Below are 25,909 nucleotides of genomic sequence, written 5' to 3'. Positions count from 1 at the left end.
TCGAATGTGTTTGTTTAAATTTTTTAGCGTTACCGGCAGACAGCCCCTAACGCGCGCTGCGCCAGCTCGGTCACCTGCTGTTGCCGGCTAAGATAAGCCTGTTCGATGATTCCCGCCGCCCAGGCCGGCATATGCGGCGACAGGCGGTAGTAAATCCACTTGCCCTCGCGACGATCGATCAGCAGACCACTTTCACGTAACATCGCGAGGTGACGAGAAACTTTGGGTTGCGATTCCTCCAATGCGCTGACCAATTCGCACACGCACAGCTCACCCGCCTGGCGCAGCAAAAGCACCAGTGTGAGGCGAGTTTCCTCCGACAGATTTTTAAACAATGCCAGTGGCGTCAGTGATGTCATGGGGATCCTCCTTTTACGATAACCGCCATCATAAGCCGAAGGAGGAAAAATGCCAAGAAACACATATGAATTAGTGAATATTAAGATTTGGGAAGATTGCGTAGAATGGCTCACTTTCGCGATGGTCCGGTGAAAACGCTCACTCAGCCTGAGTTAAGTTTCAGCTATTGATTCCATACGCCAAAGCGACTGTTCATTATGTGCTCTTTCGTTACAATCTCTAGCGTGAAATCCACCGTTTAGAGGGCTCTTATGTACAACTTCTCACGTTATCAGGCAAAAGAACTGGCGCTGGCTTATATGAGCGGCAAAAAACACGACCTGTCACCGCAGGAATTTCTGCAGCAGCTGAAAAGTAGCGAGAAATCTTTCGACTATCTGTTGAAGCACGGCAACGAACAGCCGCGCGAAGTGCTGGTGAAAAGTTTCTAACACCCCGCACCTTAATCTCCCTTCGCCGGTGGCGTACCTATAGGCACGCGTATTCCCGGTCGAATGGCGACGGGGTGTTATCACCGATCCGGGGTATCCCAATAAGGCCGCTCTCCTCCGAACTGAGCCAGTAGAAAATCGACAAAGGCCGATACCTTAGCCGGTAAGTATTTGCGCTGTGGATAGACGGCATAAATGGCATGCTCGGGCAGCCGATAGTCCGGCATCAACTCAAGCAGTCGCCCCTGCGCAATATCGTCTCCAACGATGAAAGTCGGCATCTGACAAATCCCCAAACCGGCGATCAACGCTTCACGCAACGCCTCGCTGTTATTCACCTGGTAATTGCCTCTGGGTTGGAAACGTACAGCCCCCGCAGGTCCGTCGAACTGCCATTCGCTCCCCCCGCGGAAATAGCTGTAAAACAAACAGTTATGCTTCGCTAATTGCTCCATGTCCGTCGGTGTTCCACAGCGCGCCAGATAGGAGGGTGCTGCGCACAAGACGCTGTTGCACGGCGCAATACGCCGGGCTATCAGACTCGAGTCGGCCAGTCGACCGATGCGGATCGCCAGGTCATAGCCCCCTTCGACCAAATCGACCAGTTGGTCATCCATCATCATGTTGATCTCCACCGCCGGATAAGCCGCCAGGAAACGGGGGATCAACGGGGCAATATGCAAACGACCAAACACCATAGGTACGCTGATCCTCAGGCAGCCCTGAGGCTGTCCCTGCAAACGGGTGACCGCATCCTCTCCCTCTTGCGCTACGGCACAGGCATTGCGTGCATAGCCAAAATACTGCTCACCGGCCTCGGTCAGGCTCAAACTCCGGGTGGTTCGCTGCAATAATTGCACGCCCAGCGAGCGTTCCAGCTGGGTGATGCGTTTGCTTACTGCCGATTTGGTGATGCCTAGTCGCTCGGCGGCGGCAGAAAAGCTTTCGCATTCCACCACCGCCACAAATACCGGGATTGCTGCAAAGCGATCGTTCATTATCAGTCAACTTTTTCTCAACAATGAGTTTCCATTTTAGTGGATTAAGCTTTAAACAAAAACAATATAGGCTGCTCTTCAAATTAATTTTGAAGTTGAAACCCTGATGCGTGAACGTTTTTCCGATCCTCTGCTGGCGCTGGGCGCCGGTGCCCTATTGGCCCTGATGATTGCCATCAACAGCCTGCTGGCCAGCTATAACTCCCCCTTGCTGGCCTCGTGGTTGGCTCACGGTATGGGCGCCATCACCGCCTGGTTGCTGCTGCTCCTGCTGAACCGTCGTTCCCCGCGCCGCGCGCCCTCATCGGCCAGGACGCCTCGCTGGGCTTATTTGGGCGGTCTGCCCGGTGCCCTGACGGTGGTGCTGGCCGCCATTACGGTCAACAGCCCGCTGGCGCTTTCCGGCAGCCTGGCGCTGATGCTCACCGGTCAGGTTTTGTTCGGCATGCTCGCCGACAGCTGCGGCTGGTTTGGCTCGCTTAAACGCCGTTTGAGTCTCAACGATATCGTCGCCACGCTGCTGATCCTCTGCGGCTGCGCTCTGCTCATTTTCCTGAGGTAACGCCCATGTTTACCCTGATAGTCCTTGCTCTACTCAACGGCGTCTGTATCGGCCTCAGCCGCGCAATCAACGGTCGTCTGGCGCTGGATCGTGGCGCTTTTCATGCCTCACTTTGCAATCATATCGTCGGTTTTTTGTTCCTCAGCCTGCTGCTGGTGGCAACCGGCAGCGTCAACGGTGCAACCTTCGGCCAGGCCCCGTGGGGTGCCTACCTTGGCGGTGTCATCGGGGCGTTGTTTGTCGCGCTGAATAGCTATGTTCTGCCGCGTCTCGGCACCCTGCGCGCCGCACTACTGATTATCAGTGGCCAAATGCTGGCAGGTGTGGTTATCGACCGCCTGCGCGACAGTGGCGATACCATCAGCGCGCAGATCTTGGGCGTGGGGCTGATCCTGCTGGGCGTCTATGTGGCCCGGATGGAGAAATCGCTGCTTAAGCTGATGCTTGAGCCTATTCAGCGGCGGAGTTGATTTCGCCTTGAGAGACGAATATTTACCATATTCGTACTCTGATACGAATTATTGACATATTCGCCTTGAGGTGCGAAATTTACTGATAACTCCCGCTTCAGAGTAGAAAAAGAGATGCCAGCACAAGTTAGCGTGATCACCGGCGATCTGGTCAATTCACGGCAATTAGACACCACTCACTACATTACCGGGTTAAATGCCCTGCTGAGTCAATTGCAACGGGCTACGCTTATTGAGCGATTCGAGATTTTCCGTGGCGATGCTTTTCAAGCGGTGGCCGAACCGCAATCCGGTTTGCTGCTGGCGGTGTATATCCGTATTGCGCTTAGAGCGATGGACTCACGCCATTGGGATGCCCGCATCGCCGTTGGCCTCGGCAGCGACCAGGGACAAACCGCCGGTTATGGCAGCGCCTTTGTGAATTCTGGCCAGGCTCTGGACGCTTTGATGAAAAATTGCCGACTGGCTCTGAAAAATGACAATGAGCAGACAAATGCCATTGTCAGCGATCTATTGCCGATGTTAGATCATGTGATTAGCCGCCTTTCACAGACCGAAGCGCAGGTCGTCCAGGCACGTTTCTTCGCCGATACCAGCCAAGAGGTAGCGGAAAAGCTGCAAAAGGCCGCCTCCACCGTTTCTGCTACGCTGAAACGCGCGGCCTACGAGGAAATTATGCGATTTATTCACGCGATTAACAGGATCACCTGAATATGGATTTGAGCTACGCGCCGTTGCTGACCTGGTTGCTGGTGGTTCACCTGCTTGCCGACTTCCCGCTGCAGCCGCGCAGTTGGGTCGAGGATAAGGCTCGTCACCGCGCACGTTCCCGTTTCCTGTTGCTGCATGCCTTACTGCACGGCGTGCTGGCCGCCTGGGTGGTGGCCGGTTTTGCGTTGCTGCATGGCGGACTCTCTTCCGGCCAGGTGCTGACCACCCTGTTGGTTATCGCCATCAGCCACTGGCTGATTGACCTGTTGAAGGTCACGTTATTGACCCGCATCAGTCAAGCGGGCGGTTTTCTGCTCGATCAAGGCCTGCATCTTACGGTGATTGCACTGCTGTGGCTGTCGCTGACGCCCAATGCCCATGGCCTGCTTAGCACGCTGGGAGCGGCCATAGCCGACTGGCAGGCTGGACTGGTTGTGGTGACGTATTTGGTGATTTACATGCCGATGGGCGTGCTTATCGGCCAGCTTTTGGCTCACTGGGCACCGCAGATGCCTCCTTCAGCCAAAGCCGATAACGACTCGTTATTACGTGCGGGCAAGCAAATTGGCTATCTGGAAAGAACGCTGATCCTGACCTTTGTGCTGATCGGCCAAATCCCGGCGGTCGGTTTTTTGCTGGCGGCCAAGTCAATCTTTCGCTTTGGCGATTTGCGCCAGAGCGATGACAAAATGCGTACCGAGTATGTGCTACTGGGTACGCTGTTTTCCTTTACCCTAACCATCATGCTGGGTCTGCTGGTGAAAAAAATGCTGTAGAGGCGGATAATATTTCGCCCCTACAGCCGGCACTTATTACAACCACTCACCGAAGCGGCGAATATAGAAACGCTTCATCAGCTGCGCCACCACGCAGTAGCTGACCAAGGTACCTGCCAGCCACGGGAAGTATTCCCACGGCAGCGGCTGCAACCCGACCAGTGCGCCCAGCGGCGAGAACGGTAAATAGATACCCAGCCCCATCACCAGCGCCGTGGTCAGCAACACCGGCAGCGCGGCTGTGCTCTGAATAAACGGGATCTTCTGGGTGCGCAGCATATGCACCACCAGGGTTTGCGACAGCAAGCCTTCAATAAACCAGCCGGACTGGAACAACGCCTGATGCTCTACGCTGTTGGCGGCGAAAACAAACCACATCAGCGCATAGGTAGTGATATCAAAGATGGACGACGTTGGCCCAATCCACAGCATAAAACGGCCAATGTTTTTCGCATCCCACTTGCGCGGCTTGCGCAGGAACTCTTTGTCCATCTTGTCCCACGGCAGCGACAGCTGAGAGATATCGTACATCAGGTTCTGGATCAGCAGGTGGATCGCCAGCATCGGCAAGAACGGAATAAAGGCGCTGGCCACCAGCACCGAAAACACGTTGCCGAAGTTGGAGCTGGCGGTCATGTTCAGGTACTTGATGATATTGCCGAAAGTCTCCCGTCCCTTGATCACCCCCTCTTCCAGCACCATCAAATTTTTTTCCAGCAAAATGATGTCTGCCGACTCTTTGGCGATGTCCGTACCGGTGTCGACCGAAATGCCCACGTCGGCATCGCGCAGCGCCGGCGCATCGTTAATGCCGTCGCCGAGGAACCCGACGGTATGGCCATTCGCCTGCAGCATTTTCAACACTCGCGACTTCTGCAGCGGCGTCAGTTTGGTGAAGACCGTGCGCTGTTCCACTTCTTGCGCCAGCGTGGCGTCGTCCATCTGCTCAATTTGCGGACCGGAAAGCGGTTCACCCGGCTCCAGGCCAACATCGCGGCAGATTTTGCAGGTGATCACCGGGTTATCACCGGTCAAAACCTTAATCGCTACGCCGTTTTCCTGCAGGGCGGCGATCGCTTCCTGTGCGCTCTCCTTCGGTGGATCGAGGAAGGTCAGAACGCCCTGGATCACCATATCGCGTTCATCGATAATACTCAGCGGCAGAGCATTTTTCTGTTCGCCCAGATCTCGCGTTGCCAGTACCAGCACGCGGAATCCCTCTTCGTTATATTGAGCGGCAAGCGCCTGCAACGCCTCACGCCGAGCCTGATCCAGCGGTAAAATCTGCTGCCCGTCGCGCACATGGGTGGCAATTTCGAGCATTTCCTCCACCGCCCCTTTGCAAATCAGGCGTTGTTGGCCATTTTCATCCGCCACCACGATCGATAAACGGCGGCGTATAAAATCAAAGGGCAGCTCATCGACCTTGCTGTAGCGGCCCAACGCCTCGATGCCCGGCTTGCCGCGACCAAACCGGATCACCGCCTGGTCCATCAGGTTTTTCATTCCGCTCTGGTGGAAGCTGTTCAACCAGGCCAGGTGCAGCACCTCATTGTCTTTGGTCCCGCTGGCATCCAGATGGTGCTCAAGGATGATGCGATCCTGCGTCAGGGTGCCGGTTTTGTCGGTGCACAACACGTCCATCGCGCCAAAGTTCTGAATGGCGTTCAAACGCTTGACCACCACTTTGCGTCGCGACATGGCGATAGCGCCCTTCGCCAGGTTGGAACTGACGATCATCGGCAGCATTTCTGGCGTCAACCCAACCGCTACCGCCAGGGCAAACAGCGCGGCTTCGCTCCAGTCGCCTTTGGTGAACCCGTTGATCAGCAACACAATGGGCACCATCACCAACATAAAGCGGATCAGCAGCCAACTGACGCTGTTAACCCCGCGATCAAACGCGGTTTGCGAACGAGTGCCGACAATCGACTTCGCCAACGACCCGAAATAGGTGCGTCCGCCGGTTGCCACCACCACCGCAGTGGCGGTACCACTGGCGACGTTGGTGCCCATCAGGCAGATGTTCGACAGCTCCAACAGCGCATGTTCGCTGGAGACTTCGTCCTCACTCGATTTTTGGCTGACGTTGCCCATAACGTCGTATTTCTCAATCGGGATCGCCTCGCCGGTCAGAATGGCCTGGCTGATAAACAGATCGCGCGACGCCAGCAGGCGAACGTCCGCCGGTACCATATCCCCGGCAGAGAGCTGAATAATATCGCCCGGCACCAGTTCGCGGATCGGGACCTCCAGCGTCAGCGGATGTGCGCTGTAGCTGCTGCGACGCATCACCGTTGCGGTGGTCCGCACCATCGACTTCAGCGTTTCCGCCGCCTTGTTGGTGCGGTATTCCTGCCAGAAGCGCAGCAGCCCGCTGAGTGACACCATCACCAGAATGATGATGACACCGGTGAGATCGGTTTCTTCACCGCGCCGGGCAGGCAGCCAGTAATCGGTAAAGAAACTGATCGCAGCCAGCACCATCAGTACATAGATAAACGGGTTATTAAAGGCGCTGAACAACTGCACCAACGCGTGCGGAGCCTTCTCATGAGCCACCTGATTAATACCAAACTGCGTCAGGCGTTCATCAACATCCTCCTGGGTTAATCCATTACGGTTGCATTTTAAATTTGCCAGCGTCTGGTCAACGCTGTTTTTCGCCTCTTGTGCGATGGCGTATGGCGTCGATTTTTTATCCCGGCGACGTACGGTTTCATTAATATAGGTCATAATGCAATTCTCTTATCTTACTCTGCGCACAGGGATACCCCGCCTGATTAACAGGTGAATAAGCACAGAATGGAATTTATTTAGTTGGCGTGATTAACGCGAATTATTGCTGCGTCGTGCACGCTGAATAATTAAGCTTTCGGGGTCACCGTCCATGACGCCTCCTTATCACTGAGTACAGTGAAACATTAATGACTTATTAGACAGGCAATTCAGAAGCGATACGCCAACGTACAGCACTGACGCTTTTTTCCAGACTGACGCGACAGACAATACCCTCAATCTCTTTTTGCACCGAAGGGTTAGCGGTTATTTCCGCGCAAACCTCCAGCTGGCCGGGAATAGCAATATCGGCACTGCGCAATGATTGTAATCTTAATGCCACGCCATTTAGCGCCTGTAATATCAGGGTGCGTACCAGTATTTCGTCCTGCTCGCCGCAGGTGACCTGTATGCGGTAGCACACCTCCAGATCGGTCGCCTGTTGTTGCGGCTGCAGATTGATGCGCTGCGCCGCTTCGCGCAGCAGAATATTGGCGCACAGGATCACCAGCGTCGCCAGCACCGCGTTCCAATACTGCCCCAGGCCGCACAGCACGCCTATTGCGGCTGAGCACCAGAGCGTGGCCGCCGTATTAAGGCCGCGGATATTCAGGCCTTCACGCATGATCACCCCGGCTCCCAAAAAGCCGATGCCAGAGACAATTTGTGCCGCAACCCGGCCGGCGCTGGAAGGGTCGGTAGACATGGAGCTGAGGATAAATACCGCCGCCCCGGTCGCCACCAGTGCATTGGTACGCAGGCCGGCCATACGCTGGCGCCATTGCCGTTCTGCGCCAATAACGGCGCCCAGGCTCATCGCCAGTAATAAATTTAAAACAAAAGGAGTCATAGCCATGACTTTCCCCTTAAATAACCACAGGAGATAAAATCATGTGCTTTTTAGCACACGCGAAATCGCGCCGATAATAAATCAGCGATTGAGCGTATAAGTGCCAGGAGGGAATAGGCTGTGGCTGCAAATAACCATAATTACGTCCAAATCAATTCACCCGATGCCATTTGGCCTCAGGAACAACAGTCAGATTCGGGTTTGCACAGCTCGGAATAACCAGAGAGGGGTGCTGCCCGCCGTTTTCGGCAAGCAACAAATCAGAAGAGGATTGGTCAGCTTGCCTTATTTATATCACTGCAACTAAAACTGTCCAATTGTGTTTCCTCTTTGAAATTTTGGCTGAGTATAGTGACGCAGAGTGACGATGTAAAGGCGAATTTATTAAACGGAAATTAAACTCAATAACCCCAATATTTGATGAGTCACACGATTATAACTTATTGGCATTGGGCAATTGGCTAATTACCGATAAGCTTGAGCTTCAACAGGACAATCATCCTCAAGGACACGCATTCAATGAACCTGCTTCGCCTTTCCATCAGCCTCGCCCTGCTTGCCGGTTTTCCCGCTCAGGCCCTGCTCTTGCAACAGGGCGAAACGCGTTTCGATATCGATCCTGCCACGCTGCAAATCGTTGCGGGAAAAAACCAGGTTAACCAGGCACTGGCTGGGCAAACCGTGGCTGAACTGCAAAGCACATCGACGCAGGCAAGCTGGCAATGGCCCAACAGCGCCATGCAGGTTACCGTCAAATTGGAGGGTGGCGATCTGCGCTTGAGTTTCAGCAGCAAGCGGGCACAAACCCTGAATTGGTTCAGGCTGCCGTCGCAGGCAACGACCCTGCTGCTGCCGATTGGCGAAGGTAGCCGCATCCCGCTGGACAATCCCGTCTGGCGGAATTATCTGGTCAAGGAAATGACGCCGCTGGATACCAACTGGGATCTGAAACTGCCGCTGTGGAGCCAGCAACAGCAAGGCAAGGTCTACAGTTGGTTACTGCTAACCCCATTCAGCAACCAGGTAACCTTCGCCAGCGCAGGAAAAGGACTCGCCATGCGCAGTAGTCATGAGTTCAACCGCTTTAATCAGCAGCAGGCTTTCGAGGTGCTGCTGCACGTGGGAGACTCGCCGCTGTCCGGCGCGCGCCGTTACCGTGAATACCTGCAACAAAGCGGTCAGTTCAGCAGCCTGCGAGATAAAATCCGCATCGCGCCGGAAGGCGAAAAGCTGATTGGTGCTACGCACATTTATCTGTGGGGCGACAAACTGCTGGCGGCGAACGACGTGAAAGATTGGCCGGGTCTGTTGGCCTGGCTTATCACCCCCAAGGGTGAAGTTCTGTGGCGGAAAATGGATGCCGATAGCCAAAAAACCGTGCGCACGCTGGCGGGAAAAACGCCGCAGGGCTGGCAACAGCAAGCGCTGATTGATGCCCTTAACCAGGCGCTGGTGACACTGACACCGCTAAAGGCGACGCCGGATGACGCCGACTTCTTATCGGCGCAACGCCAACAGGCCGCGGATATCCGGGCATTGGCGCAACGGCAACTCGGGCCCTATCTGACTGCGCCGCAGAGCTGGGGACAGGGGCTGGCTAGCCCCCTGGTCGAGTCGCTGCAGCAGGCCGGCCTGCCTCGGCTGTGGTTGGGTACCGACAACTGGACCGCCGAGTTTCTGCACCCGCACGCGGTAGAAAGCGCCAAAAAGGCGGGATACCTGATCGCCAGCTACGATTCTTACGACACCGCCATTCCACGTGGAGTCAATGACAGCTGGTTAACCGCCCAACTGCCGACGTCCCTGCGAGAAAAGTGCGCCATCGTGCGTGCCGACGGCAGCAAGAAACCCGGCTTCGGCAAACAAGGCTACTACCTGAATCCAGGCTGCGTACTGCCTTACTCTCAACAGCGCATGACCGAACTGGTACGAATGGCCGGGCTGAACAGCCTATTCCTCGACGTTGACGGTACCGGGATGGTCTCTGACGATTATCAGCCCAACCACCCGACCGGTGCCGAGCAAATGGCGCAGGCTCGCAATGCGCGGCTGGCCTGGTTCAGCAATACCCTTCGCCTGCCGCTCGGTTCCGAAGATGGCAATGCGGTGACCGCACGCCACATCATGTTTGCCCACGGCATGGAAACCTGGGGATTTGGCTGGGGCGATAAGCAGATGAATCACGATAAGTCCTCCCCTTATTACCTGGGTGCCTGGTGGCCAAATGCCCAACCGGCCTTCTTCTTCAGCCCGGCCAAGGTGAAGGAACCCTACCGCACGGTGGAATTCGATCCGCGCTATCGCCTGCCCATGTATCAGGCGGTGTTCCACGATGCGGTGATCAGCAGCCACCACTGGAACTACGACAACCTGAAATTCAGCGATGTCAAAACTACCCGCAGCCTGCTGAGCCAGCTCTACAATACCGCGCCGATGTTCCATCTCAGCCGTGCCACGCTGCAGGCGCGCCTGCCGCAGATCAAACAGGCCGACGCCGCCTTCCGTCCGCTGCATCAGGCCCTTTGGGATAAAGCGCTGATCGATTTCCGCTGGCTGGATAAAGCCGGGTGGGTGCAGCAAACCACCTTCAGCGACGGCACCACGCTGACCGCCAATTTTGGCGAGCAGCCGTTCGACGGCATAGCCGCCCAGAGTCTGCGTGCCAAACTGGCGGACGGTCGCACCCTGAACGTTACGCCATAGCAACACCGGTCAGGGTGAACTACGCTAGGTTCAGTCCCCTGACCGTCACCGCTGGAGTTAATAATGGATAGCCTTACTCAAACGCTGCTCGCAGAGATCGAGAAAAGCTTTGGTCACGACGCCTTTTCGACGGGGTCGGTGACGGTCAGCGGCGAAGGTGTGCTGAGCAGCGCATTCCCAGTCAGCGAATTGGCGACCGCCTGCTGGGCCGCCGCCGGGCTGGCCTGCGCCGGACTGCTGCAACAGAATCGCAGCGCAGCACCGCAGGTGTTTGTCGATCGACGGTTGGCGTCCTTATGGTTCGGCTGGACGCTACGTCCACTAGGTTGGTCATTGCCTGCGGCCTGGGACGCGTTGGCGGGCGATTATGCCACCAGCGACGGTTGGATCCGCCTGCATACCAATGCACCGCATCACCGTAAAGCCGTAGAGCAAGTGCTCGGTCCGAATCAGGATAAAAATGGGTTGGCGCAAAAGGTGCTGGCATGGAAAAAAAACGAGCTGGAGCAGGCGGTGATAGAGGCCGGTGGCTGCGCGGCGCAAATGCTTTCTGTCGAAGCGTGGCGGCAGCATACCCAGGGTAAAAGCGTTGCCCTGGAACCGCTGATCCATCAGACGCAACTTCAGGAAGCTGCGACGCCAGTCTGGACGCTGCCCAGCGCCAGGCCGCTGCACGGCGTACGGGTGCTGGATCTGACGCGGATTATCGCCGGCCCGGTAGCCACCCGTTTTCTCGCCGGTTTAGGGGCGGACGTATTACGTATCGATCCCTACGGCTGGGACGAACCGGCTGTTGAGCATGAGGTGATGCTCGGCAAACGCAGTGCACGATTGAACCTGACCAACGCCCACGATCGCCATACCTTTGAACATCTGCTGAAAAACGCCGATGTTATCGTGCACGGCTATCGCGCCGGAGCCTTGGAAAAACTGGGTTATGGCGCGGAACAACGACAGGCTTTATCTCCGGGATTGATCGACGTTTGCCTTAATGCCTATGGCTGGAGCGGCCCGTGGCGTGGGCGGCGCGGTTTCGACAGTCTGGTACAGATGAGCTGTGGTCTGGCAGAGGCGGGCATGAAATGGAAAGACGCCGCGATACCGGTACCCTTGCCGGTTCAGGCGCTGGATCACGCCACCGGTTACCTGATGGCCACGGCGGTGCTGCAGGGCATCCGCCAACGTCTGCAAAATGGCACCGGCTACAGCGCCCGGCTGTCGCTGGCCCGAACGGCAGAGCTGCTGTTGCGTCATCCTTACCCGCCACAACACCGGTTGGAGCCCTTGGCATCTGTCGCAGCCACGGATGAAAACCCGGAGACCGAACTGACCTGCTGGGGCCCGGCGCAACGTCTTAACCCCGCGTTATGGTTCAATGGCACCGCGCTACTTTGGGCACTGCCGGCCACCCCGCTCGGCCGCTCACAACCGGTCTGGCTACGACGCTGAACTCAGGCCAATTGACGCTGCAACCAATGTAACAAGGCTTCAACCGCCGGCGTCAACCCGGAGTTTTGCGGCCAGACCAGATAAAAATCAACCGGTTCAAGTTGCCGAGCCGCAGCCAACGCCACCAGCCGGCCCTCGGTTAGCGCATCGCTCACCAAAAGTCTTTTCACCAGCGCGATACCAAATCCCTGTTCGGCCGCGCGGATCAACAAGCCAGCGTCATTGAACGACGCCAGAGGCCTGCCATACTCCCTCTGCTGATGCACCAAAAACCAACTGCGCCATGGCGTAACATCATGCTCCAGCAGCGGCATGCCTGGCGTACCATCGTCGAAGGCCGCCTGCCATTGGCGCGCCAACGCAGGGGTTGCGACCGGCACCACCTCTCCCCTGGCAATAAGTTGCGCCTGCATATCCGCCCATTGCCCATTGCCGAGACGAATAGCCGCATCAAAACCTTTGCGCGTCAGATCCTGCACCGCCAGCGAGGCATCGATATCCAACGTAATATCGGCGCAGGCCGCGTGAAAAGACGACAGCCGCGGCATTAACCAGTAATGAGCGAAAGAAGGCAAGACGCTGATACGCAGAGCCTGACTTTGCGCAACGCGCCTGACCCGGCCAATCCCCTGTTGCAATGCTTCCAGCGTTGGTTCGACCACCGCCAACAGCTCGCGCCCGGCAGCGTTCAGACGCAGCCCCCGCCCCTGCCGTTCAAACAACGGACAGCCCATCGCCTGTTCAAGCTGCTGGATCTGCTGGCTGACGGCACCGTGGGTAAGGTGCACTTGCTGGGCGGTGGCGCGCAGGTTCTCTAGCCGGGCGGCAATTACAAAGGTCGGCAGAAAGTGTAACGGAATACGCTCATCGAACATTGGTTAGCCCTGCTATCCAAAAAGGGTATTTTTCATCGATTTTCGCACCAAAGTAAAGAGTTTAGGGTGTCACTATTCCCCCTTACGTCCGGAGTTATCGATGCACCCACGTTTGCAGCAAGACCTTGACCAGTTTCCACAGATCCTCGATCACACCCGTCAGTTGGCCGAAACGTTTCTGAGCGGCATAAAACAGCGCCCGGTTTGCCCGCCCTTAGATGCACAGCAACTTCAGCCGGGTGATGACCAACTGGCCGAAGGTGGCAAGGGCGCGATCGCGGCACTGGACCACTTCTGGCAACGTTATGCCGAGGGGATCTCCGCCAGCGCCGGGCCACGTTACTTTGGCTTTGTGACCGGTGGAGCAACCCCGGCGGCACTGGCGGCGGATTGGCTGGTTAGCGCTATCGACCAAAATAGTCAATTGAGCCAGGATACCGTTGCCGCAGCGATTGAATTGGCGACGGTGAACCAGCTAAAAACCTTGTTGGGGCTGCCGGAAACCTTCAATGGCAGTTTTGTCAGCGGGGCTACCATGGCCAACTTTGTCGGTATCGCCATTGGCCGCCAGTGGCTCGGGCAGCAACGCGGCATCGACGTCGCCGCGCAGGGGGTTGCGGCCCTGGGCTCCGTACAGGTGCTGTCGGCGAATCCGCATGCCAGCAGCGTGAAAGCGCTCAGCATGCTGGGGATCGGTCGTGATGCGCTGAAAATTATCGACTGTCTTCCCGGCTCCGAAGCTATAGATCCGGCGGCGCTGGAGCGGCACCTGGCCGCCAGCGTCGGTATGCCAACCCTGGTTTTGGCCAGTGCCGGCACGGTGAATACGGTGGCCTTCGACGACCTTCAGCACCTGCTGGCGCTGCGGGAACGTTACCCGTTCTGGCTACATGTCGACGCGGCCTTTGGCGGCGTGGCGGCCTGTTCGCCGCATTATGCAGCGCACCTGGCAGGCTGGCAGCAGGCGGATTCCATCACCGTTGACGCGCATAAATGGTTGAACGTGCCCTATGACAGCGCTATTCAATTCAGCCGTCATCTGGCATTGCAGATGCAGGTGTTCCAAAACCATTCGGCCTATCTGGAAGCCCCCACGTTACGGCCGGACAACTATCTGCATCTGACCCCTGAAAACTCGCGGCGCTTCCGGGCACTCCCTTTATGGATGGCGCTGAAAGCCTATGGTCGCAGCGGCATGCAGGATATGGTGGAACGTAATGTCCGACTGGCAAAACTATTGGGCCAAGAGCTGACGGCCAGCGAGGGTTTCCACCTGCTGGCACCGGTCAATTTAAACGTAGTGTGCTTTGCCCTTAAAAATACCGAAGGCGATGCCGTTGCGGCACGCGATCGTTTTATCGCCCGCCTGGATCGGCATGGCATCGTGCGTTGTACCCCTACTCGCTACAATGGGCAGCCGGGGATCCGTGCTGCGCTGGTCAATTGGATGACGCAGGAAAGCGATATTCATTTGACCCTGGAATCGATGAAGTTCTGTTTGCCGGACCTTGGCTAATCGGGAAAAGTGAAGGCTATTCCTTGCGTGGGACGCTCTATTATTACGGCCGGGAGTCAACGGCCGTAAACCTTTATCAATAATTTATAATTGACAGCCCGTAACTACGAAGAAATAGTTCAGCAAAACCAATTAATCACTTACTGACATTTTTCACATTTGTCGAAATAGCACGATTGGTCACATCAACTCGTTGTTATACCACCGGTTTTTTTAACAAAAAAACGCATTAATGTTAACTCTATGTGATTATTGATTATCACAAGTGATAAGGACTGGAAGAATAATCATTATCAAAAACAAAAGAATAAAACATAACACTATGATAATATTATTAAATATTAAGTCATACAAATAAAACAACATTCTCCGTGATCAATAAATAAGCTAAAAAATGTTAAAAAAACAACACATGAATTTTTTTTAAGAATTTTCCTAGCAATCTAAAATTTCGTTTCGTGACATGATGGGTTGAATCAATGATAAAAAGACCAGCAGGCACGCTGTTCAAGCACAAATTGGCGTTACCTCACGGCAATTCCTACGCCAGCAGATTATTCTGACTTAAGCTAAACTTATAGATTCACAGTGTTAATTAGTTTAGTAATAAAATATCGTTGAGTACAGCCGTGTTTATTGATAGAACACTGCTTCTACGTGAATTTTTTGTTCCTTTTTTTTGCCTTTTAGGCTTCAGGCTTTTTCTTTTTGTTACCGCGGTAAAACGGATTTAAGTGGGGGTGCGATATGCCAACGATCATTATGGATTCATGCAGCTATACCAGATTAGGTTTGACAGACTACCTGACAACACACGGAGTAAAAAAACGCCAGATTAATGCCATCAACGATATCGACGATCTGCACGAAAAGTGCAGCAAGCTGAAACCCAGCCTGGTTTTTATTAATGAAGACTGCTTTATACACGAAGCGAACGCTACGGAACGTATAAAAGGGGTGATTTCACTACACCCTGACACCTTATTCTTCATCTTTATGGCCATCACCAACGTACATTTCGACGATTATTTATATGTTCGTAAAAATGTCATCATCTCGTCAAAATCAATCAAACCAGAGACTATGAATCAACTACTTAGTCACTATCTGGAGAGAAAAGCGCCCCGCACGGAAAAAACCTCATTTGATCAGACTCCCGTTACGCTGAGCCAAACCGAGTCAAACATGCTGCGCATGTGGATGTCGGGTCAGGGTACTATCCAGATCTCTGACCAGATGCAAATTAAGGCCAAAACCGTGTCTTCCCATAAGGGAAATATCAAAAGAAAAATTAAAACGCACAACAAGCAGATTATTTACCATGTTGTTCGTTTGACCGACACCCTGACCAGTGGAATATTTGTCAATAGCCGCTAGATAAAGGTTTGTCGTTTAGTCTGCCAAACGTTGGTTTTAAATGTCTTTCAGAGTGTCCTGCTGGAAACCGCGCATTTAAATAACCTAAATACCTGCTCGCGACGATACTCTCGGCCGCGACGGGTATTCCCGTTTTAAAAACAGAGCTTTCCTCCCTTTCCGGGATAATTACCCAACGGAAATTTTGCGAATTAAATTAATGCGCCAGTGAAGTAACGGCCATTGTCAGGCTATTACTTGGGATCCGCCTGCCGGAGTTCAACAAAGGTACCATCACGGCTGTCAATCTCGTTAAAGAACCAAACACCGGCTGGGTAGTCCGGCAAAGAAACCAGGTACATGATCCCTTCGTTAAACTCTTCTACCGCCAGGATCACCCCTTCACGCCGTTGTTTGCCATCCGTCTTTACCGTGACCAGATCGTTAACTTTCATGCCGTACCCCATCATTTATCAGTGATGTCAGTGTATTACAAAATGAGGTGAGAAAAATACCGCGCCGGTAGTTAATCCGGCATCAACCTGTATGGATCCTGCTAAAGCGTAGCAGCCCAACGGCTTTTCACTTTCTTAACGTTTTGTCCGCAGAATCTTAAGCGCACAACGGTTAGTCTGTTTTCTGGTGCTTCCCCCCAGAGAAGTATCAGCAAATGAAGAAGTAACAAGGAACTTTTGCCCGCAGACTTGCGGGCTTTTTTTTTGCCTGCACCAAATTACAGGCACAAAAAAACCCGCCTTGGCGGGTTTTTATTAATCAGCAGAAGCCGATTAGATAGCGGTAACGTTAGCCGCTGACGGACCTTTAGCACCGTTCTCGATAGAGAACTGTACGTTCTGGCCTTCAGCCAGGGTCTTGAAGCCTTGATCCTGGATAGCAGAGAAGTGTACGAACACGTCTTTGCTGCCGTCTGCTGGAGTGATGAAACCAAAACCTTTAGACTCGTTGAACCACTTCACTTGACCTTTGATCATGTTAGACATGTCTAATTCCTTCAATATTAAATGTAAGCCACCATGGGCAAGATATAGCCGGTCATCAGTTACTTATGGAGGCACTAGAAAGGAAATTCGTCAGTGAAGAGCTATCTAGGATAACGCTTTAAATTTGAACTACTTTACTCAAAATGTCGTGCATAAATAGGTCTGTACCACAGGCCGAGAAGCATTAACTCATGATGGGACTTTAATAGCAACTCTTTTTGTTAGCCCCTCGGTGGAAACGGGGCTAAACGCACAGGATTTAACCCATTTTGCTTGTTTTTTGGTCACTTCTGGTTCTGTTTACCCGATAATGGGGGCAATCGGCTGCCGCAATATTTGCAAAATATTGCCTCCGTCTCGTGGCCACCTCGTTGACATTGTTCACAATTTCGCCTTTCACGACTGCGTTGCAGTTCTTGCGACATGTAAGCTGTCAGAATACCGGTCGGGACCGCAATGATCGAATAGCCCACCAGGATTAGGACCGCGGTCAATAATCGGCCCAACGGAGTATGGGGAACGATATCGCCGTAGCCCACGGTGGTCAGCGTGACGACCGCCCAATAGATAGCCGCCGCCAGGCTGGTAAACCCGCCGCTGCCGCCCTCTATCGCATACATCAAACCGCCAAAGACGCACAACACCACGGCGACAAAACCAAAAAACATTGCCAGCTTATGGCGCGCCAGCTTGATGCTGCGCCAAATCATGCCCATTTCGCTCATGTAACGCAGCAGTTTCAATACCCGCAACACCCGCAATATCCTCAGGACACGCAGCAGCATGACGAATTCCATCGTCATGTGCGGGAACAACCAGATGATGTACAGCGGCAGTACCGTCAACAAATCGACCATGCCGAAAAAGCTCAGGGCATAGTGCTGCTCACGCGGCGTACTCCACAGGCGCAACAGATACTCGAGAGTAAAAATGAAGGTAAATACCACCTCGGCCCAGAAGAACAGATAAATGGCCTGCCGTCCGGGCGAATATAAGGCACTGCCCCCCGGCTCGAGGAACAGCAGTATCACGCTGAGCAGCGCGGCACCTATCCAAAAGGTTTCCATTCTGCGCCCAATGCGCGAATGGTTATCGAACAACAGCCGATAGCTGCGCTGGCGCCAACTGAGCGCCGCGGTGTCAGTAGTCATAGTCCAATGTCTTATAACGGGAAGTTGCTCATATACTAAACCTGAACCTTAACGCCGCCAACTCTCCGCCCCTTCTTCAGCGGCTACAAATGATAGTAATTCTCGCCTGAGTAATTTATAGTTGCGCTGCGTAACTATAAAGGGAGGTTGATCATGCTTAGAGGGCATACGCTGGCAGCATTTTGCTGCACCACACTATTATTGTTGGGCGCTCCAGCTCAGGCACTGGACCTGTCCTACAAGGCACCCGAGCCCAGTATTAAACCCGCACCCGCACCCAAAACCGCGCTCGGCCCTGCGGAAAAAACTGCCAAGGCGCCCGTGGTCTGGTCGGAGTCAGAAGATAAAACCGGTTTTCGCGTCGATCTGGAATGCGATCACCCCGGGTGTAGCCAGAAGCGCACCAAACCGTATTCGTCGCTGAACAGCCCGGTGAAAAAAACCGACCGCCGTCGCCAGTCTGATCCCTATTCCACCAATCAGGATCCTGAGTACAGCGTGAATATGGGTTATCAATGGTGACCGTGCTTTAAGAGTTATCCCTATATCGGCAGCAACGCACACTTCATACAATGGCTTCCTGTTCACCACTCCTCCTGGTGCTGGACACAACAAGCTGTGTTGCAATTTTTTATGCGCCTCCTTATAGGCGCTTTTTTTATGTCTGAATATCAGCCAGTTACAACCTTACAGAATGGTCTCATTGCAGCTCAATGTGATAGCTGTCACAAATAACGCCTCTTAAGCCACGCTTTATCGGAGGTTAGTCAGATGGCGACTGAATATTTATCTTTGCTGGTCGTATTAACTGGCATTGCAGGGTTTGCATTGTATAAACACTTTAAATCACTGAAGAAAAGTACCCTGCTGCGTCCGCACGACCGTTGATGCAACGGTGGTTTGGGGAATGGCATCAATGCTGTGCCCCAAACCACACAACCGCACTTTGTCATTTTTTTATCACAAAATTGTCACAATATAGCCATATCATGGTCGGCGATTATCCGCACTGGCTCAACACCAAGGATTTCGTTATGACCACCATGATTAAAGCAACAAACCACCAGGAAGCCGAAAAGCTGATCCGCTACGGCACTGCGAAAAAAATCGAACTGGCCTATGACATCGACAGCGATGATTTTTTCCAGCTCGCCAGCCTGTGGTGTGATAGAGGTGCCAAAATTTCCAAAGGGAAAGAACACTTTATCGTCTCGCTAAAAGGTTTTCGCATCCCGCCAAATGATTGATGTTATGCCGCCCTTGCGGCGGCGCCCCCTTCCCCCGAAAAAATCGCCCTGTGAGCTACACTCTCTCCTTAGCATTTCAGTAAGATAAATCATCAATTACTGCAGCTGGTTACCTAGATGGGTCACTGCGCCTGAATGCCAACCGAGGAGAATCGTCATGTCTGCGAACCCGCAACTGCCCAGCACCATGAAAGCCATTGAGATCAGCCAGCCCGGCGAACCGGAAGTTTTGGTTGTCGCACAGCGGCCGCTGCCGTCCCTGCAACAAGGGGAGATCCTGGTGAAGGTCGCCGCCGCCGGGGTTAACCGCCCTGACGTGTTGCAACGCCGCGGCCAATACGCACCGCCTCCCGGCGCATCGGATATCCCAGGCCTGGAGATCGCTGGCGTGGTGGTCGCCACCGGCGTCGGCGTGCAAAATTATGCCGTTGGCGATAGCGTCTGCGCCCTGATTGCCGGTGGCGGCTATGCCGAATACTGCAAGGTGCATGAAAGCAATGCGCTGCCGGTCCCCAAAGGATTTAGCCTGGTTGAGGCAGCAGCCATCCCGGAAACCTTCTTTACCGTGTGGGTCAATGTGTTCCAGCGCGGCAACCTGAAAGCTGGCGAAACCGTTTTGATCCACGGCGGCACTTCCGGCATTGGTACCGTCGCCACCCTGCTGGCGAAAGCCTTCTGTGCTCATGTGATTACCACCGTTGGCTCGGAAGAGAAGCGTCAGGCCAGCCTGGCCTTGGGGGCCGATGTGTCGATCAACTATCGCGACGAGGATTTTGTCGAGCAGACCCGGCACGCAACTAACGGCAAAGGGGCTGACGTGATTGTCGATTTGATCGCCGGCGACTACCTGGCGAAAAACTACCAGGCGGCAGCGATGGATGGCCGCATTGTGCAAATTGGCACCCAGAATGGCGTGGTGAAGGAGTTGAACCTGATGCCGTTGCTGCTCAAACGTCTGACCCACACCGGTTCCACGCTGCGTTCGCGAAGCGTTGAAGACAAAGCGGGTATTGCCGCCGATTTGCTGCAAAAGGTTTGGCCATTGCTGGATCGCGGTGCGTTAAAACCGCAGATCTTTAAAACCTACCCGCTGGAACAAGCAGCCGAAGCCCATGCGTTGATGGAGTCGAGCCAGCACATCGGCAAGATCATGCTGACCCTCTAATCTGTGCCCCGCAGCCTAGGCTGCGGGGCCTGTTTCATCTGCCTGGCGTATGTACGTCTTCAGGCGTTGAGTCGGTACTGTCTAACTTTTCCTGCGCCAGCGCTTCATCTTCGCTGTCTTTCTCCAGGCTTTCCTGCTGCGCCCCCTGCTTCGGCGAATACACCAACTCCACCATAATCGGGAAGTGATCTGAACCGACGCTGGTCAACCGACGCAGCGATCCGAGCACGAAATCATCGCTGTGGAACACGTGATCCAATGGCCAACGCAGGAACGGATAACCGGCATGAAAGGTGCTGAACATGCCCCGACCACGGCGCGGATCCAACAAACCGCTGACTTTAAGGAACAAACGGGTGGTGGTCGACCAAGCCACGTCATTCAGATCGCCGGTCACAATCACCGGAAACTCCGATTTGGCCGCACTTTTCCCGACCATCACCAGTTCGGCGTCGCGGTCTTCCGATTCCTCGTTTTCAGTCGGGCTCGGCGGCATCGGGTGAACGCAGTGCAGGCGCACCTGCGGCCCCTGATCCAAATGCACCATCATGTGCATAGACGGGATCTGTTCATCGACCAAATACTGTATCTGCGCATCGCTGAGCTTCAGCCGTGAATAAACGTGCATGCCGTACAGATTATCCAGCGGGCATTTCAACGTATGGGGATAATCCTGCTCCAGCACCGAGAGCTGCTCCTCCCACCAGCGGTCGGTTTCCACCGCCACCAGCACGTCCGGACGCTCGGTCGCCACCAGCGCCAGCAGCTTATCCGCCTGGCGATTGGGTGTTAACACATTGGATACCAGAATGCGGATACGCGGCTTTTTTTGATAGCCGGTAAAGTCCAGCACCTGCGGTTTGCTCAGCCGGGTGTAAGGGTAAATCCAGGCCGCCTGGTAAACCACACAGGCCAGGTTCAGCGCCATCATGCCCCACACCCAAGGCGACAGCGGCACAAACAGCAGGTTAAGCAACAACACCAGTAGCGAAAGCGCCAGTATCTGCAGGCGGGGAAAATCCCACACCCGAATCCACCAGGCTGCATGCTTTGAAAGCGGCGCAATAGTCACCAGCGCCAGCAAAAGCGTCAGTATGGCGGTAATCCCTGTCACGTTTATTTCCTCATTCTCATCGGCCTGGGCCTGTCGGGGTGACGGCCTCTTGGCTGCCGTATCTGGCGGCAGCCAAAGATTGCCATAAAAAACCGTCTCCCCGCCAGCGGACTTAAGGAATAATCTTGCGACGACGAAACTCGTCAAACAGTGCGAACAGCATCGCTTCGGTGTCGACAAACTGATGAAAGCCAAAGCGGCGCGCCTTGCTGCCGTCGGCAAACATGTCGTAATCCCACGAGAAAACAAAGTCCGCGAAGCGCCAGCTCGCCACCGCGCGATAATCCGCTTCGGCCAGGCCATGCTGCTGCGCCAGCGCCTGCCACAACTCGCTTTTGTCTGCCATCACCGACGTCAGCGGCATAGGCAGCGGCGGCGCCACTTCCAGACCAAAGTAGCCGGCAATTTTCGGCCACATCTCACTCCAGCGAAACAGATCGCCATTGTTGATATTAAACGCCTGATTGGCCGCCGCCGGTTCCGTCGCAGCCCATAGCGTGGCGCGCGCCAGCAGACCCGCATCGGTCATTTCCAGCAGGCTGTGATAGGCCCCCGGTTTGCCGGGGAATCGCAGCGGCAGCCCCAGAGACTTGCTGATGGAAGCATAGACCGCGATAGTCAGGGCCAGATTCATCGGATTGCCGAGCGAGAAGCCCCCCACCACGCTGGGCCGGATCGCGCTCCAGCGCCAATTTTTGCCCTGCTGACGCCGTTCAAGATAGCTCTGCTGCTCAAGATTAAACTCCGGCGGCATGTGCCCGGCATCGCTTTCCCGCGCTGGCGTCTTGAACGGCCCCAGATGCGCGCCGTAAACTTTATAGCCCTGCATCAGGCTGATGTGCTCCAACCCATGCGCTACCGGCTCCAGCGCCTCCACTACATTGGCCAACATCGCCAGATTCGGTGCAACCAGCCCAGCCCAGTCCGGCGCATCCTGATAAGCGGCATAGAAAATATGGCTGACCTCGGTTAGCGGGCGCAAGGCATTGCGCGTCGCCTGAGCATCCAACATATCGACCGCCACATAGCGCACTTGCGGCCGATTGACGCCCCCGCGTCGTGACAGGCCAACCACCTGCCAACCTTGCCGTTCCAGTTCTTCAATCAGCTTGCCGCCAATCACACCGTTGGCCCCGACTACCAACGCCAGTTTTTCATTTTGCATAGGTCACCCCGCTCGCTTTTGTTTGAGGCCTTCACTGTGAGTGATTAGCAAAGCTTGCGGTAGAGGCGTAGTGTTACTAACACTTATAAGTAAAATCTATAACTGGAGTGCTGATGGACAAGCTGAACGCCATGAAGACTTTCATGCGGGTCGCGGAACTGGGCAGCCTCTCGGCAGCGGCCCGCGATTTGGGCCTGACGCAGCCGGCGGTCAGCCAGCAGATTACCGGTCTGGAACAACAACTGGGCGTGCAGTTGCTGTTTCGCAGCACCCGCTCCGTCACGCTGACCGACGCCGGCGGTGGCTATTATCGGCAAATCAAACCGATTCTGGCGGCGGTGAGTGAAGCAGAGGAAGCGCTGCACGGCATGCAGCAGCGGCTGCAGGGCCCCTTGCGCATCCATGCCCCGACCGGCTTCGGTCAACAGCACCTCACGCCGCTGGCGATAGCTTTTCAGCAACAGCATCCGGAATTGAATATCGAACTGTTGCTCGACGATCGCCGGGCTGACGTGATCGGTGAAGGTATCGACGTGGCAATCCGCTTTGGCGAATTAAATACGCCGGGCACGGTGGCGCGCCGGCTGGGGGAATTACAGCGTATTTTAGTGGCTTCCCCGGCCTATCTGGCAGCGCAGGGCGAGCCGCAAACTCTCGCAGAGCTGGCGAGACATCCGCATATCCGCTATAGCGGCTTGAGTGACGGCGATGCGCTGACCTTAATTGGCCCTCAAGGTGCCGAGGTAGTGAACCTGCGCCCGGTCTTTCGCGCCAATAATACGTTTTCGCTGTTGGCGGCCATCGAATCAGGATTGGGTATTGGCGGAGCACAGCGCCCGCTGATTGGTCGGCAACTGGCCAACGGCAGCCTGGTACCGGTGTTAACGGCCTGGCATTATCCGCCGATGGCACTGCATGCGGTTTACCCCGCTGCGCGGTTTATTCCCGGTAAAGTCCGGGCCTGGGTAGATTATTTGCTGGCGGCGTTGGGGAGTATTGAGGGAATTAGGGTGAACAAAGCCCCCGACAAGGTGCCAGGGGCATAAAGATTATTTGAACAGTTTACCGACCATGTCACCCAGTTCGTTGCTGTTCGACTGCACTTCGCCATTTGGCGAGGCCGCGTCAGCGACCGTTGGCAGGAACTGTGCAATGGTCGCTGAAGCCTGAGCCGGATCGATCCCCAGCTTTTCCGCCAGTTGGTTGATGGCATCGCTGCCCAGCGCTTGCTGCACGTGATCGCCGCTAATCTGCTGGTTTTCACCGTTGCCCAGCCACGAGCCGACCACATCGCCGAATTGACCCTGTCGGAACTTGTCCAGAATCGCCTGCAGGCCACCCTGCTGCTCAACCCATTGCATAATGGCGACGTAATCAATGCCCTTACCGTTGGCACCGCCCAGAATGTTGCCCAATACGCTATCAAACAGACCCATGGTATTCCCCTTCCGATCGTCGGCTCTGCCGCTCGACCGCAGTGATTTAACGAAAAAGGGCCGCCGCAGCGACCCTGTTGATCAGCAACTGATTAGCTTCTGATCTTTCTGTAGACAAAAAGCACCACCAGGGCACCGATGACCGCGACAACAAAGCTGCCCAGGTTGAAGCCATCAACACGGCCCATACCGAAGAAGGTACTGATATAGCCGCCGACAACCGCACCGATGATCCCCAGAATAACGGTTACGATAAAGCCGCCGCCGTCTTTGCCCGGCATAATCCATTTAGCCAAGATACCGGCGATTAACCCAAAAATGATCCAGGAAATGATGCCCATTTTTACTCTCCCTATTACTTTTTGCCCAAAGAAACTCTGTTTTCAGGCCCGCGTCGGCGCCTGATCCAACCCTGACGATACTTTCACAACCACAATCCTGTTGCCCTGTGCTGACCGTTAACGCCAGCGCGATGCAGGGTGAATCTTGATAAACACGCATATTCACACTGTTACTATAGACAAATATCAGCAGTTTACCCATTTCCGTGTGTCTGAATTTAGCTGTGCAAAAATCAACCACATTCATCAAACTGTCATTGCTCCGCGCTATAACAACAGGTGAATATTGCTGCAGGGAACAGACCATGACCAACACACCGTTTCTGCTGATACTGGCTGCAATCTATGCGCTGGCCGCCGCCTGGGACGGTTCTGCCGCCTTGTTGTTCCAGTAATGTTACACGCGCTTTGTCACTTTTCGAGTGGTTTTAAATGTGTCTTGTTTTGTCTGCAAATTTAATCAGTTGAAAACGAATGACAAATAGCGAGCCGTTTGGATAAAAATCCCATTGGCTACCGGGCCTCAATTTTCACAAAATGGCTTGATGAGGTGGCTGAACCACTCGGCAAAGGCGGTTAAACGTGCCGAACGTTGGCGGCGGTGAGGATAAAGCAACGCAATGCCCATTGCCGGTGGCCGGGCCTGCGGCAAAACCTCACATAAGCTCCCGTTGTCCAGGTAGTGCTGAACATCAAAGCGCGGTATCTGAATCATCCCTAATCCTGCCAGACAGCACCCAATATAATTTTCCGCATTGTTTACCGTGACCCGGCTACGCAAGATTTTTTCCATGTGCTGATCGCCCCGCTGCCAAACCCAGGTATCTGCCCCGGCCAAAGTCGGCTGCGCGTACCCTACACCCCAATGCCCCGCCAACTGCTCGGGATGCTCCGGCGTGCCGTAACATTGCAAATAGTCCGGGCTGGCGCAGTTGATCATGCTTAATCGCCCCAGCGGCTGGCTGACCAGGCTACTGTCGCTGAGACTGCCGACGCGCACCACGCAGTCGATCCCTTCCTGGATCAAATCGATCGAACGGTCGCTGGCGCTGAGAAACAGTTGAATGTCGGGGTACTGCACAAAAAAGTCCGGCAGCGCAGGCACTATCATTCGCCGGGCTATGCGACTGGGCACATCGACCGTCAAACGACCGTCGATCGGGCCGTTTTGCCGATGAAACAGGCCTTCCAGTGTTTGAACGTCGAACAACAGGCTGCGCGCTTTTTCGAGCAACAGCTCACCGTCGCTGGTCAATTGCACCCGGCGAGTGGTGCGGTGAAACAGGCGGGCACCCATTTCGTGTTCCAGTTGTTGTATCGCCGCCGAAACCGTGGTTTTTGGCATCAACAGGATTTGCGAAGCGCGGATGAAACTGCCCACCTCAGCAACCTGGATAAAAACCCGTAATCTCCCTATTTTATCCACCGGCTGTGCGTCCTGATTAACAGGCTGC

The 25,909-nt window shown here is 54.7% G+C and carries 26 protein-coding genes; 13 read left to right on the top strand and 13 right to left on the bottom strand.

Translation table 11 applies throughout. From position 1 onward, the window contains the following. Positions 1-29: 29 nt before the first annotated feature. Positions 30-359, bottom strand: coding sequence for a metalloregulator ArsR/SmtB family transcription factor (locus AAZT04_RS09090; RefSeq protein ID WP_048760326.1), 330 nt, complete (start codon positions 357-359; stop codon positions 30-32). 252 nt (positions 360-611) lie between these two features. Here AAZT04_RS09090 and AAZT04_RS09085 point away from each other — a divergent pair, with 252 nt between their 5' ends. After that, on the top strand, positions 612-791 hold the full coding sequence (locus AAZT04_RS09085; RefSeq protein ID WP_020827564.1) for a hypothetical protein: 180 nt from the start codon (positions 612-614) through the stop codon (positions 789-791). Between the two features lie 80 nt (positions 792-871). On the opposite strand, the gene AAZT04_RS09080 is transcribed toward AAZT04_RS09085, so the two are convergent. Continuing rightward, entirely contained in the window at positions 872-1,789 is a 918-nt protein-coding gene (locus AAZT04_RS09080; RefSeq protein WP_048760328.1) for a LysR family transcriptional regulator, read from the bottom strand. Between the two features lie 106 nt (positions 1,790-1,895). Here AAZT04_RS09080 and AAZT04_RS09075 point away from each other — a divergent pair, with 106 nt between their 5' ends. The 4 genes from AAZT04_RS09075 to AAZT04_RS09060 all read left to right on the top strand — a co-directional run bounded on the left by AAZT04_RS09075 (position 1,896) and on the right by AAZT04_RS09060 (position 4,308). Continuing rightward, a complete protein-coding gene (locus AAZT04_RS09075) occupies positions 1,896-2,351 on the top strand; it encodes a DMT family transporter (protein ID WP_048760330.1) in 456 nt (151 codons plus the stop codon). Positions 2,352-2,356: 5 nt separating this feature from the next. Beyond that, the gene (locus AAZT04_RS09070; RefSeq protein WP_048760333.1) at positions 2,357-2,821 is read left to right on the top strand and encodes a DMT family transporter; all 465 of its coding nucleotides are present in this window, start codon (positions 2,357-2,359) and stop codon (positions 2,819-2,821) included. 114 nt (positions 2,822-2,935) lie between these two features. After that, positions 2,936-3,532 carry a SatD family protein gene (locus tag AAZT04_RS09065; RefSeq protein ID WP_046373221.1) on the top strand — a complete coding sequence of 199 codons (597 nt, stop codon included), beginning with the start codon at positions 2,936-2,938 and terminating at the stop codon, positions 3,530-3,532. A 2-nt stretch (positions 3,533-3,534) separates the two neighbouring features. Beyond that, positions 3,535-4,308, top strand: a complete 774-nt coding sequence (locus tag AAZT04_RS09060; protein ID WP_048760335.1) for a DUF3307 domain-containing protein — start codon at positions 3,535-3,537, stop codon at positions 4,306-4,308. A 36-nt stretch (positions 4,309-4,344) separates the two neighbouring features. Here the strand turns inward: AAZT04_RS09060 and mgtA are convergent, their stop codons facing one another. Next, entirely contained in the window at positions 4,345-7,044 is a 2,700-nt protein-coding gene (mgtA, locus tag AAZT04_RS09055; protein WP_046373219.1) for a magnesium-translocating P-type ATPase, read from the bottom strand. 199 nt (positions 7,045-7,243) lie between these two features. After that, positions 7,244-7,942 (bottom strand): MgtC family protein, encoded by a 699-nt coding sequence (locus AAZT04_RS09050; protein ID WP_044552178.1) that lies wholly within the window; start codon positions 7,940-7,942, stop codon positions 7,244-7,246. 513 nt (positions 7,943-8,455) lie between these two features. On the opposite strand from AAZT04_RS09050, the gene AAZT04_RS09045 reads away from it, so the two are divergent. Beyond that, positions 8,456-10,639 carry a glycoside hydrolase gene (locus tag AAZT04_RS09045; protein WP_129983825.1) on the top strand — a complete coding sequence of 728 codons (2,184 nt, stop codon included), beginning with the start codon at positions 8,456-8,458 and terminating at the stop codon, positions 10,637-10,639. A gap of 63 nt (positions 10,640-10,702) precedes the next feature. Then, entirely contained in the window at positions 10,703-12,088 is a 1,386-nt protein-coding gene (locus tag AAZT04_RS09040) for a CoA transferase (protein ID WP_176983386.1), read from the top strand. A 2-nt stretch (positions 12,089-12,090) separates the two neighbouring features. Here the strand turns inward: AAZT04_RS09040 and AAZT04_RS09035 are convergent, their stop codons facing one another. Continuing rightward, on the bottom strand, positions 12,091-12,963 hold the full coding sequence (locus AAZT04_RS09035) for a LysR substrate-binding domain-containing protein (RefSeq protein WP_129983826.1): 873 nt from the start codon (positions 12,961-12,963) through the stop codon (positions 12,091-12,093). 100 nt (positions 12,964-13,063) lie between these two features. Between AAZT04_RS09035 and AAZT04_RS09030 the strand changes: the two genes are divergently transcribed. Together AAZT04_RS09030 and rcsA are read left to right on the top strand one after the other, a co-directional pair. Continuing rightward, a complete protein-coding gene (locus AAZT04_RS09030) occupies positions 13,064-14,479 on the top strand; it encodes a pyridoxal phosphate-dependent decarboxylase family protein (protein ID WP_048760343.1) in 1,416 nt (471 codons plus the stop codon). Positions 14,480-15,226: 747 nt separating this feature from the next. Beyond that, entirely contained in the window at positions 15,227-15,856 is a 630-nt protein-coding gene (gene rcsA / locus AAZT04_RS09025; RefSeq protein WP_044552189.1) for a transcriptional regulator RcsA, read from the top strand. A gap of 233 nt (positions 15,857-16,089) precedes the next feature. Here the strand turns inward: rcsA and dsrB are convergent, their stop codons facing one another. The 3 genes from dsrB to AAZT04_RS09010 all read right to left on the bottom strand — a co-directional run bounded on the left by dsrB (position 16,090) and on the right by AAZT04_RS09010 (position 17,987). Then, positions 16,090-16,290, bottom strand: a complete 201-nt coding sequence (dsrB, locus tag AAZT04_RS09020) for a protein DsrB (RefSeq protein WP_020827577.1) — start codon at positions 16,288-16,290, stop codon at positions 16,090-16,092. A 333-nt stretch (positions 16,291-16,623) separates the two neighbouring features. Beyond that, a complete protein-coding gene (gene cspE, locus AAZT04_RS09015) occupies positions 16,624-16,836 on the bottom strand; it encodes a transcription antiterminator/RNA stability regulator CspE (protein WP_004946278.1) in 213 nt (70 codons plus the stop codon). A gap of 284 nt (positions 16,837-17,120) precedes the next feature. Continuing rightward, entirely contained in the window at positions 17,121-17,987 is an 867-nt protein-coding gene (locus tag AAZT04_RS09010) for an ion transporter (RefSeq protein ID WP_048760349.1), read from the bottom strand. Positions 17,988-18,140: 153 nt separating this feature from the next. Between AAZT04_RS09010 and AAZT04_RS09005 the strand changes: the two genes are divergently transcribed. From AAZT04_RS09005 to AAZT04_RS08995, 3 genes are all read left to right on the top strand, one after another. Continuing rightward, positions 18,141-18,509, top strand: a complete 369-nt coding sequence (locus AAZT04_RS09005) for a hypothetical protein (protein WP_041414720.1) — start codon at positions 18,141-18,143, stop codon at positions 18,507-18,509. A gap of 512 nt (positions 18,510-19,021) precedes the next feature. Continuing rightward, entirely contained in the window at positions 19,022-19,234 is a 213-nt protein-coding gene (locus AAZT04_RS09000; protein ID WP_041415483.1) for a hypothetical protein, read from the top strand. A 157-nt stretch (positions 19,235-19,391) separates the two neighbouring features. Then, positions 19,392-20,399 carry an NAD(P)H-quinone oxidoreductase gene (locus AAZT04_RS08995; protein ID WP_048760352.1) on the top strand — a complete coding sequence of 336 codons (1,008 nt, stop codon included), beginning with the start codon at positions 19,392-19,394 and terminating at the stop codon, positions 20,397-20,399. A gap of 34 nt (positions 20,400-20,433) precedes the next feature. Here the strand turns inward: AAZT04_RS08995 and AAZT04_RS08990 are convergent, their stop codons facing one another. Both AAZT04_RS08990 and AAZT04_RS08985 read right to left on the bottom strand, forming a co-directional pair. Then, a complete protein-coding gene (locus AAZT04_RS08990; protein WP_260628234.1) occupies positions 20,434-21,513 on the bottom strand; it encodes an endonuclease/exonuclease/phosphatase family protein in 1,080 nt (359 codons plus the stop codon). A gap of 112 nt (positions 21,514-21,625) precedes the next feature. Then, on the bottom strand, positions 21,626-22,678 hold the full coding sequence (locus tag AAZT04_RS08985; protein WP_434679759.1) for an SDR family oxidoreductase: 1,053 nt from the start codon (positions 22,676-22,678) through the stop codon (positions 21,626-21,628). Between the two features lie 113 nt (positions 22,679-22,791). On the opposite strand from AAZT04_RS08985, the gene AAZT04_RS08980 reads away from it, so the two are divergent. After that, positions 22,792-23,724 carry a LysR family transcriptional regulator gene (locus AAZT04_RS08980; RefSeq protein WP_048760357.1) on the top strand — a complete coding sequence of 311 codons (933 nt, stop codon included), beginning with the start codon at positions 22,792-22,794 and terminating at the stop codon, positions 23,722-23,724. A 3-nt stretch (positions 23,725-23,727) separates the two neighbouring features. On the opposite strand, the gene AAZT04_RS08975 is transcribed toward AAZT04_RS08980, so the two are convergent. The 3 genes from AAZT04_RS08975 to AAZT04_RS08965 form a co-directional block, all read right to left on the bottom strand. Further along, the gene (locus tag AAZT04_RS08975) at positions 23,728-24,114 is read right to left on the bottom strand and encodes a YidB family protein (RefSeq protein WP_020827585.1); all 387 of its coding nucleotides are present in this window, start codon (positions 24,112-24,114) and stop codon (positions 23,728-23,730) included. Between the two features lie 92 nt (positions 24,115-24,206). Further along, positions 24,207-24,455, bottom strand: a complete 249-nt coding sequence (locus tag AAZT04_RS08970; protein WP_012145782.1) for a GlsB/YeaQ/YmgE family stress response membrane protein — start codon at positions 24,453-24,455, stop codon at positions 24,207-24,209. Between the two features lie 523 nt (positions 24,456-24,978). Further along, positions 24,979-25,881 carry a LysR family transcriptional regulator gene (locus tag AAZT04_RS08965; protein ID WP_048760360.1) on the bottom strand — a complete coding sequence of 301 codons (903 nt, stop codon included), beginning with the start codon at positions 25,879-25,881 and terminating at the stop codon, positions 24,979-24,981. Positions 25,882-25,909: the final 28 nt, after the last annotated feature.

It is taken from the genome of Serratia sp. Je.1.23.a (assembly GCF_051129805.1).
GTDB lineage: Bacteria > Pseudomonadota > Gammaproteobacteria > Enterobacterales > Enterobacteriaceae > Serratia > Serratia liquefaciens.
The sequence above is the reverse complement of the archived record's forward strand: the minus strand, read 5'-3'. Positions and strand labels throughout refer to the sequence as shown.

Bases quoted from the DNA above. Each gene is read 5' to 3' on its own strand.
- AAZT04_RS08975 (WP_020827585.1), bottom strand. From the start codon at position 24,114: ATGGGTCTGTTTGATAGCGTATTGGGCAACATTCTGGGCGGTGCCAAC.
- AAZT04_RS08970 (WP_012145782.1), bottom strand. From the start codon at position 24,455: ATGGGCATCATTTCCTGGATCATTTTTGGGTTAATCGCCGGTATCTTG.
- cspE (WP_004946278.1), bottom strand. From the start codon at position 16,836: ATGTCTAACATGATCAAAGGTCAAGTGAAGTGGTTCAACGAGTCTAAA.
- AAZT04_RS09080 (WP_048760328.1), bottom strand. From the start codon at position 1,789: ATGAACGATCGCTTTGCAGCAATCCCGGTATTTGTGGCGGTGGTGGAA.
- AAZT04_RS09045 (WP_129983825.1), top strand. From the start codon at position 8,456: ATGAACCTGCTTCGCCTTTCCATCAGCCTCGCCCTGCTTGCCGGTTTT.
- mgtA (WP_046373219.1), bottom strand. From the start codon at position 7,044: ATGACCTATATTAATGAAACCGTACGTCGCCGGGATAAAAAATCGACG.
- AAZT04_RS09040 (WP_176983386.1), top strand. From the start codon at position 10,703: ATGGATAGCCTTACTCAAACGCTGCTCGCAGAGATCGAGAAAAGCTTT.
- AAZT04_RS09070 (WP_048760333.1), top strand. From the start codon at position 2,357: ATGTTTACCCTGATAGTCCTTGCTCTACTCAACGGCGTCTGTATCGGC.
- AAZT04_RS09030 (WP_048760343.1), top strand. From the start codon at position 13,064: ATGCACCCACGTTTGCAGCAAGACCTTGACCAGTTTCCACAGATCCTC.
- dsrB (WP_020827577.1), bottom strand. From the start codon at position 16,290: ATGAAAGTTAACGATCTGGTCACGGTAAAGACGGATGGCAAACAACGG.
- AAZT04_RS08985 (WP_434679759.1), bottom strand. From the start codon at position 22,678: ATGCAAAATGAAAAACTGGCGTTGGTAGTCGGGGCCAACGGTGTGATT.
- AAZT04_RS09085 (WP_020827564.1), top strand. From the start codon at position 612: ATGTACAACTTCTCACGTTATCAGGCAAAAGAACTGGCGCTGGCTTAT.
- AAZT04_RS08995 (WP_048760352.1), top strand. From the start codon at position 19,392: ATGTCTGCGAACCCGCAACTGCCCAGCACCATGAAAGCCATTGAGATC.
- AAZT04_RS09000 (WP_041415483.1), top strand. From the start codon at position 19,022: ATGACCACCATGATTAAAGCAACAAACCACCAGGAAGCCGAAAAGCTG.
- AAZT04_RS09050 (WP_044552178.1), bottom strand. From the start codon at position 7,942: ATGGCTATGACTCCTTTTGTTTTAAATTTATTACTGGCGATGAGCCTG.
- rcsA (WP_044552189.1), top strand. From the start codon at position 15,227: ATGCCAACGATCATTATGGATTCATGCAGCTATACCAGATTAGGTTTG.
- AAZT04_RS09090 (WP_048760326.1), bottom strand. From the start codon at position 359: ATGACATCACTGACGCCACTGGCATTGTTTAAAAATCTGTCGGAGGAA.
- AAZT04_RS09075 (WP_048760330.1), top strand. From the start codon at position 1,896: ATGCGTGAACGTTTTTCCGATCCTCTGCTGGCGCTGGGCGCCGGTGCC.
- AAZT04_RS09035 (WP_129983826.1), bottom strand. From the start codon at position 12,963: ATGTTCGATGAGCGTATTCCGTTACACTTTCTGCCGACCTTTGTAATT.
- AAZT04_RS09065 (WP_046373221.1), top strand. From the start codon at position 2,936: ATGCCAGCACAAGTTAGCGTGATCACCGGCGATCTGGTCAATTCACGG.
- AAZT04_RS09005 (WP_041414720.1), top strand. From the start codon at position 18,141: ATGCTTAGAGGGCATACGCTGGCAGCATTTTGCTGCACCACACTATTA.
- AAZT04_RS08980 (WP_048760357.1), top strand. From the start codon at position 22,792: ATGGACAAGCTGAACGCCATGAAGACTTTCATGCGGGTCGCGGAACTG.
- AAZT04_RS09010 (WP_048760349.1), bottom strand. From the start codon at position 17,987: ATGACTACTGACACCGCGGCGCTCAGTTGGCGCCAGCGCAGCTATCGG.
- AAZT04_RS09060 (WP_048760335.1), top strand. From the start codon at position 3,535: ATGGATTTGAGCTACGCGCCGTTGCTGACCTGGTTGCTGGTGGTTCAC.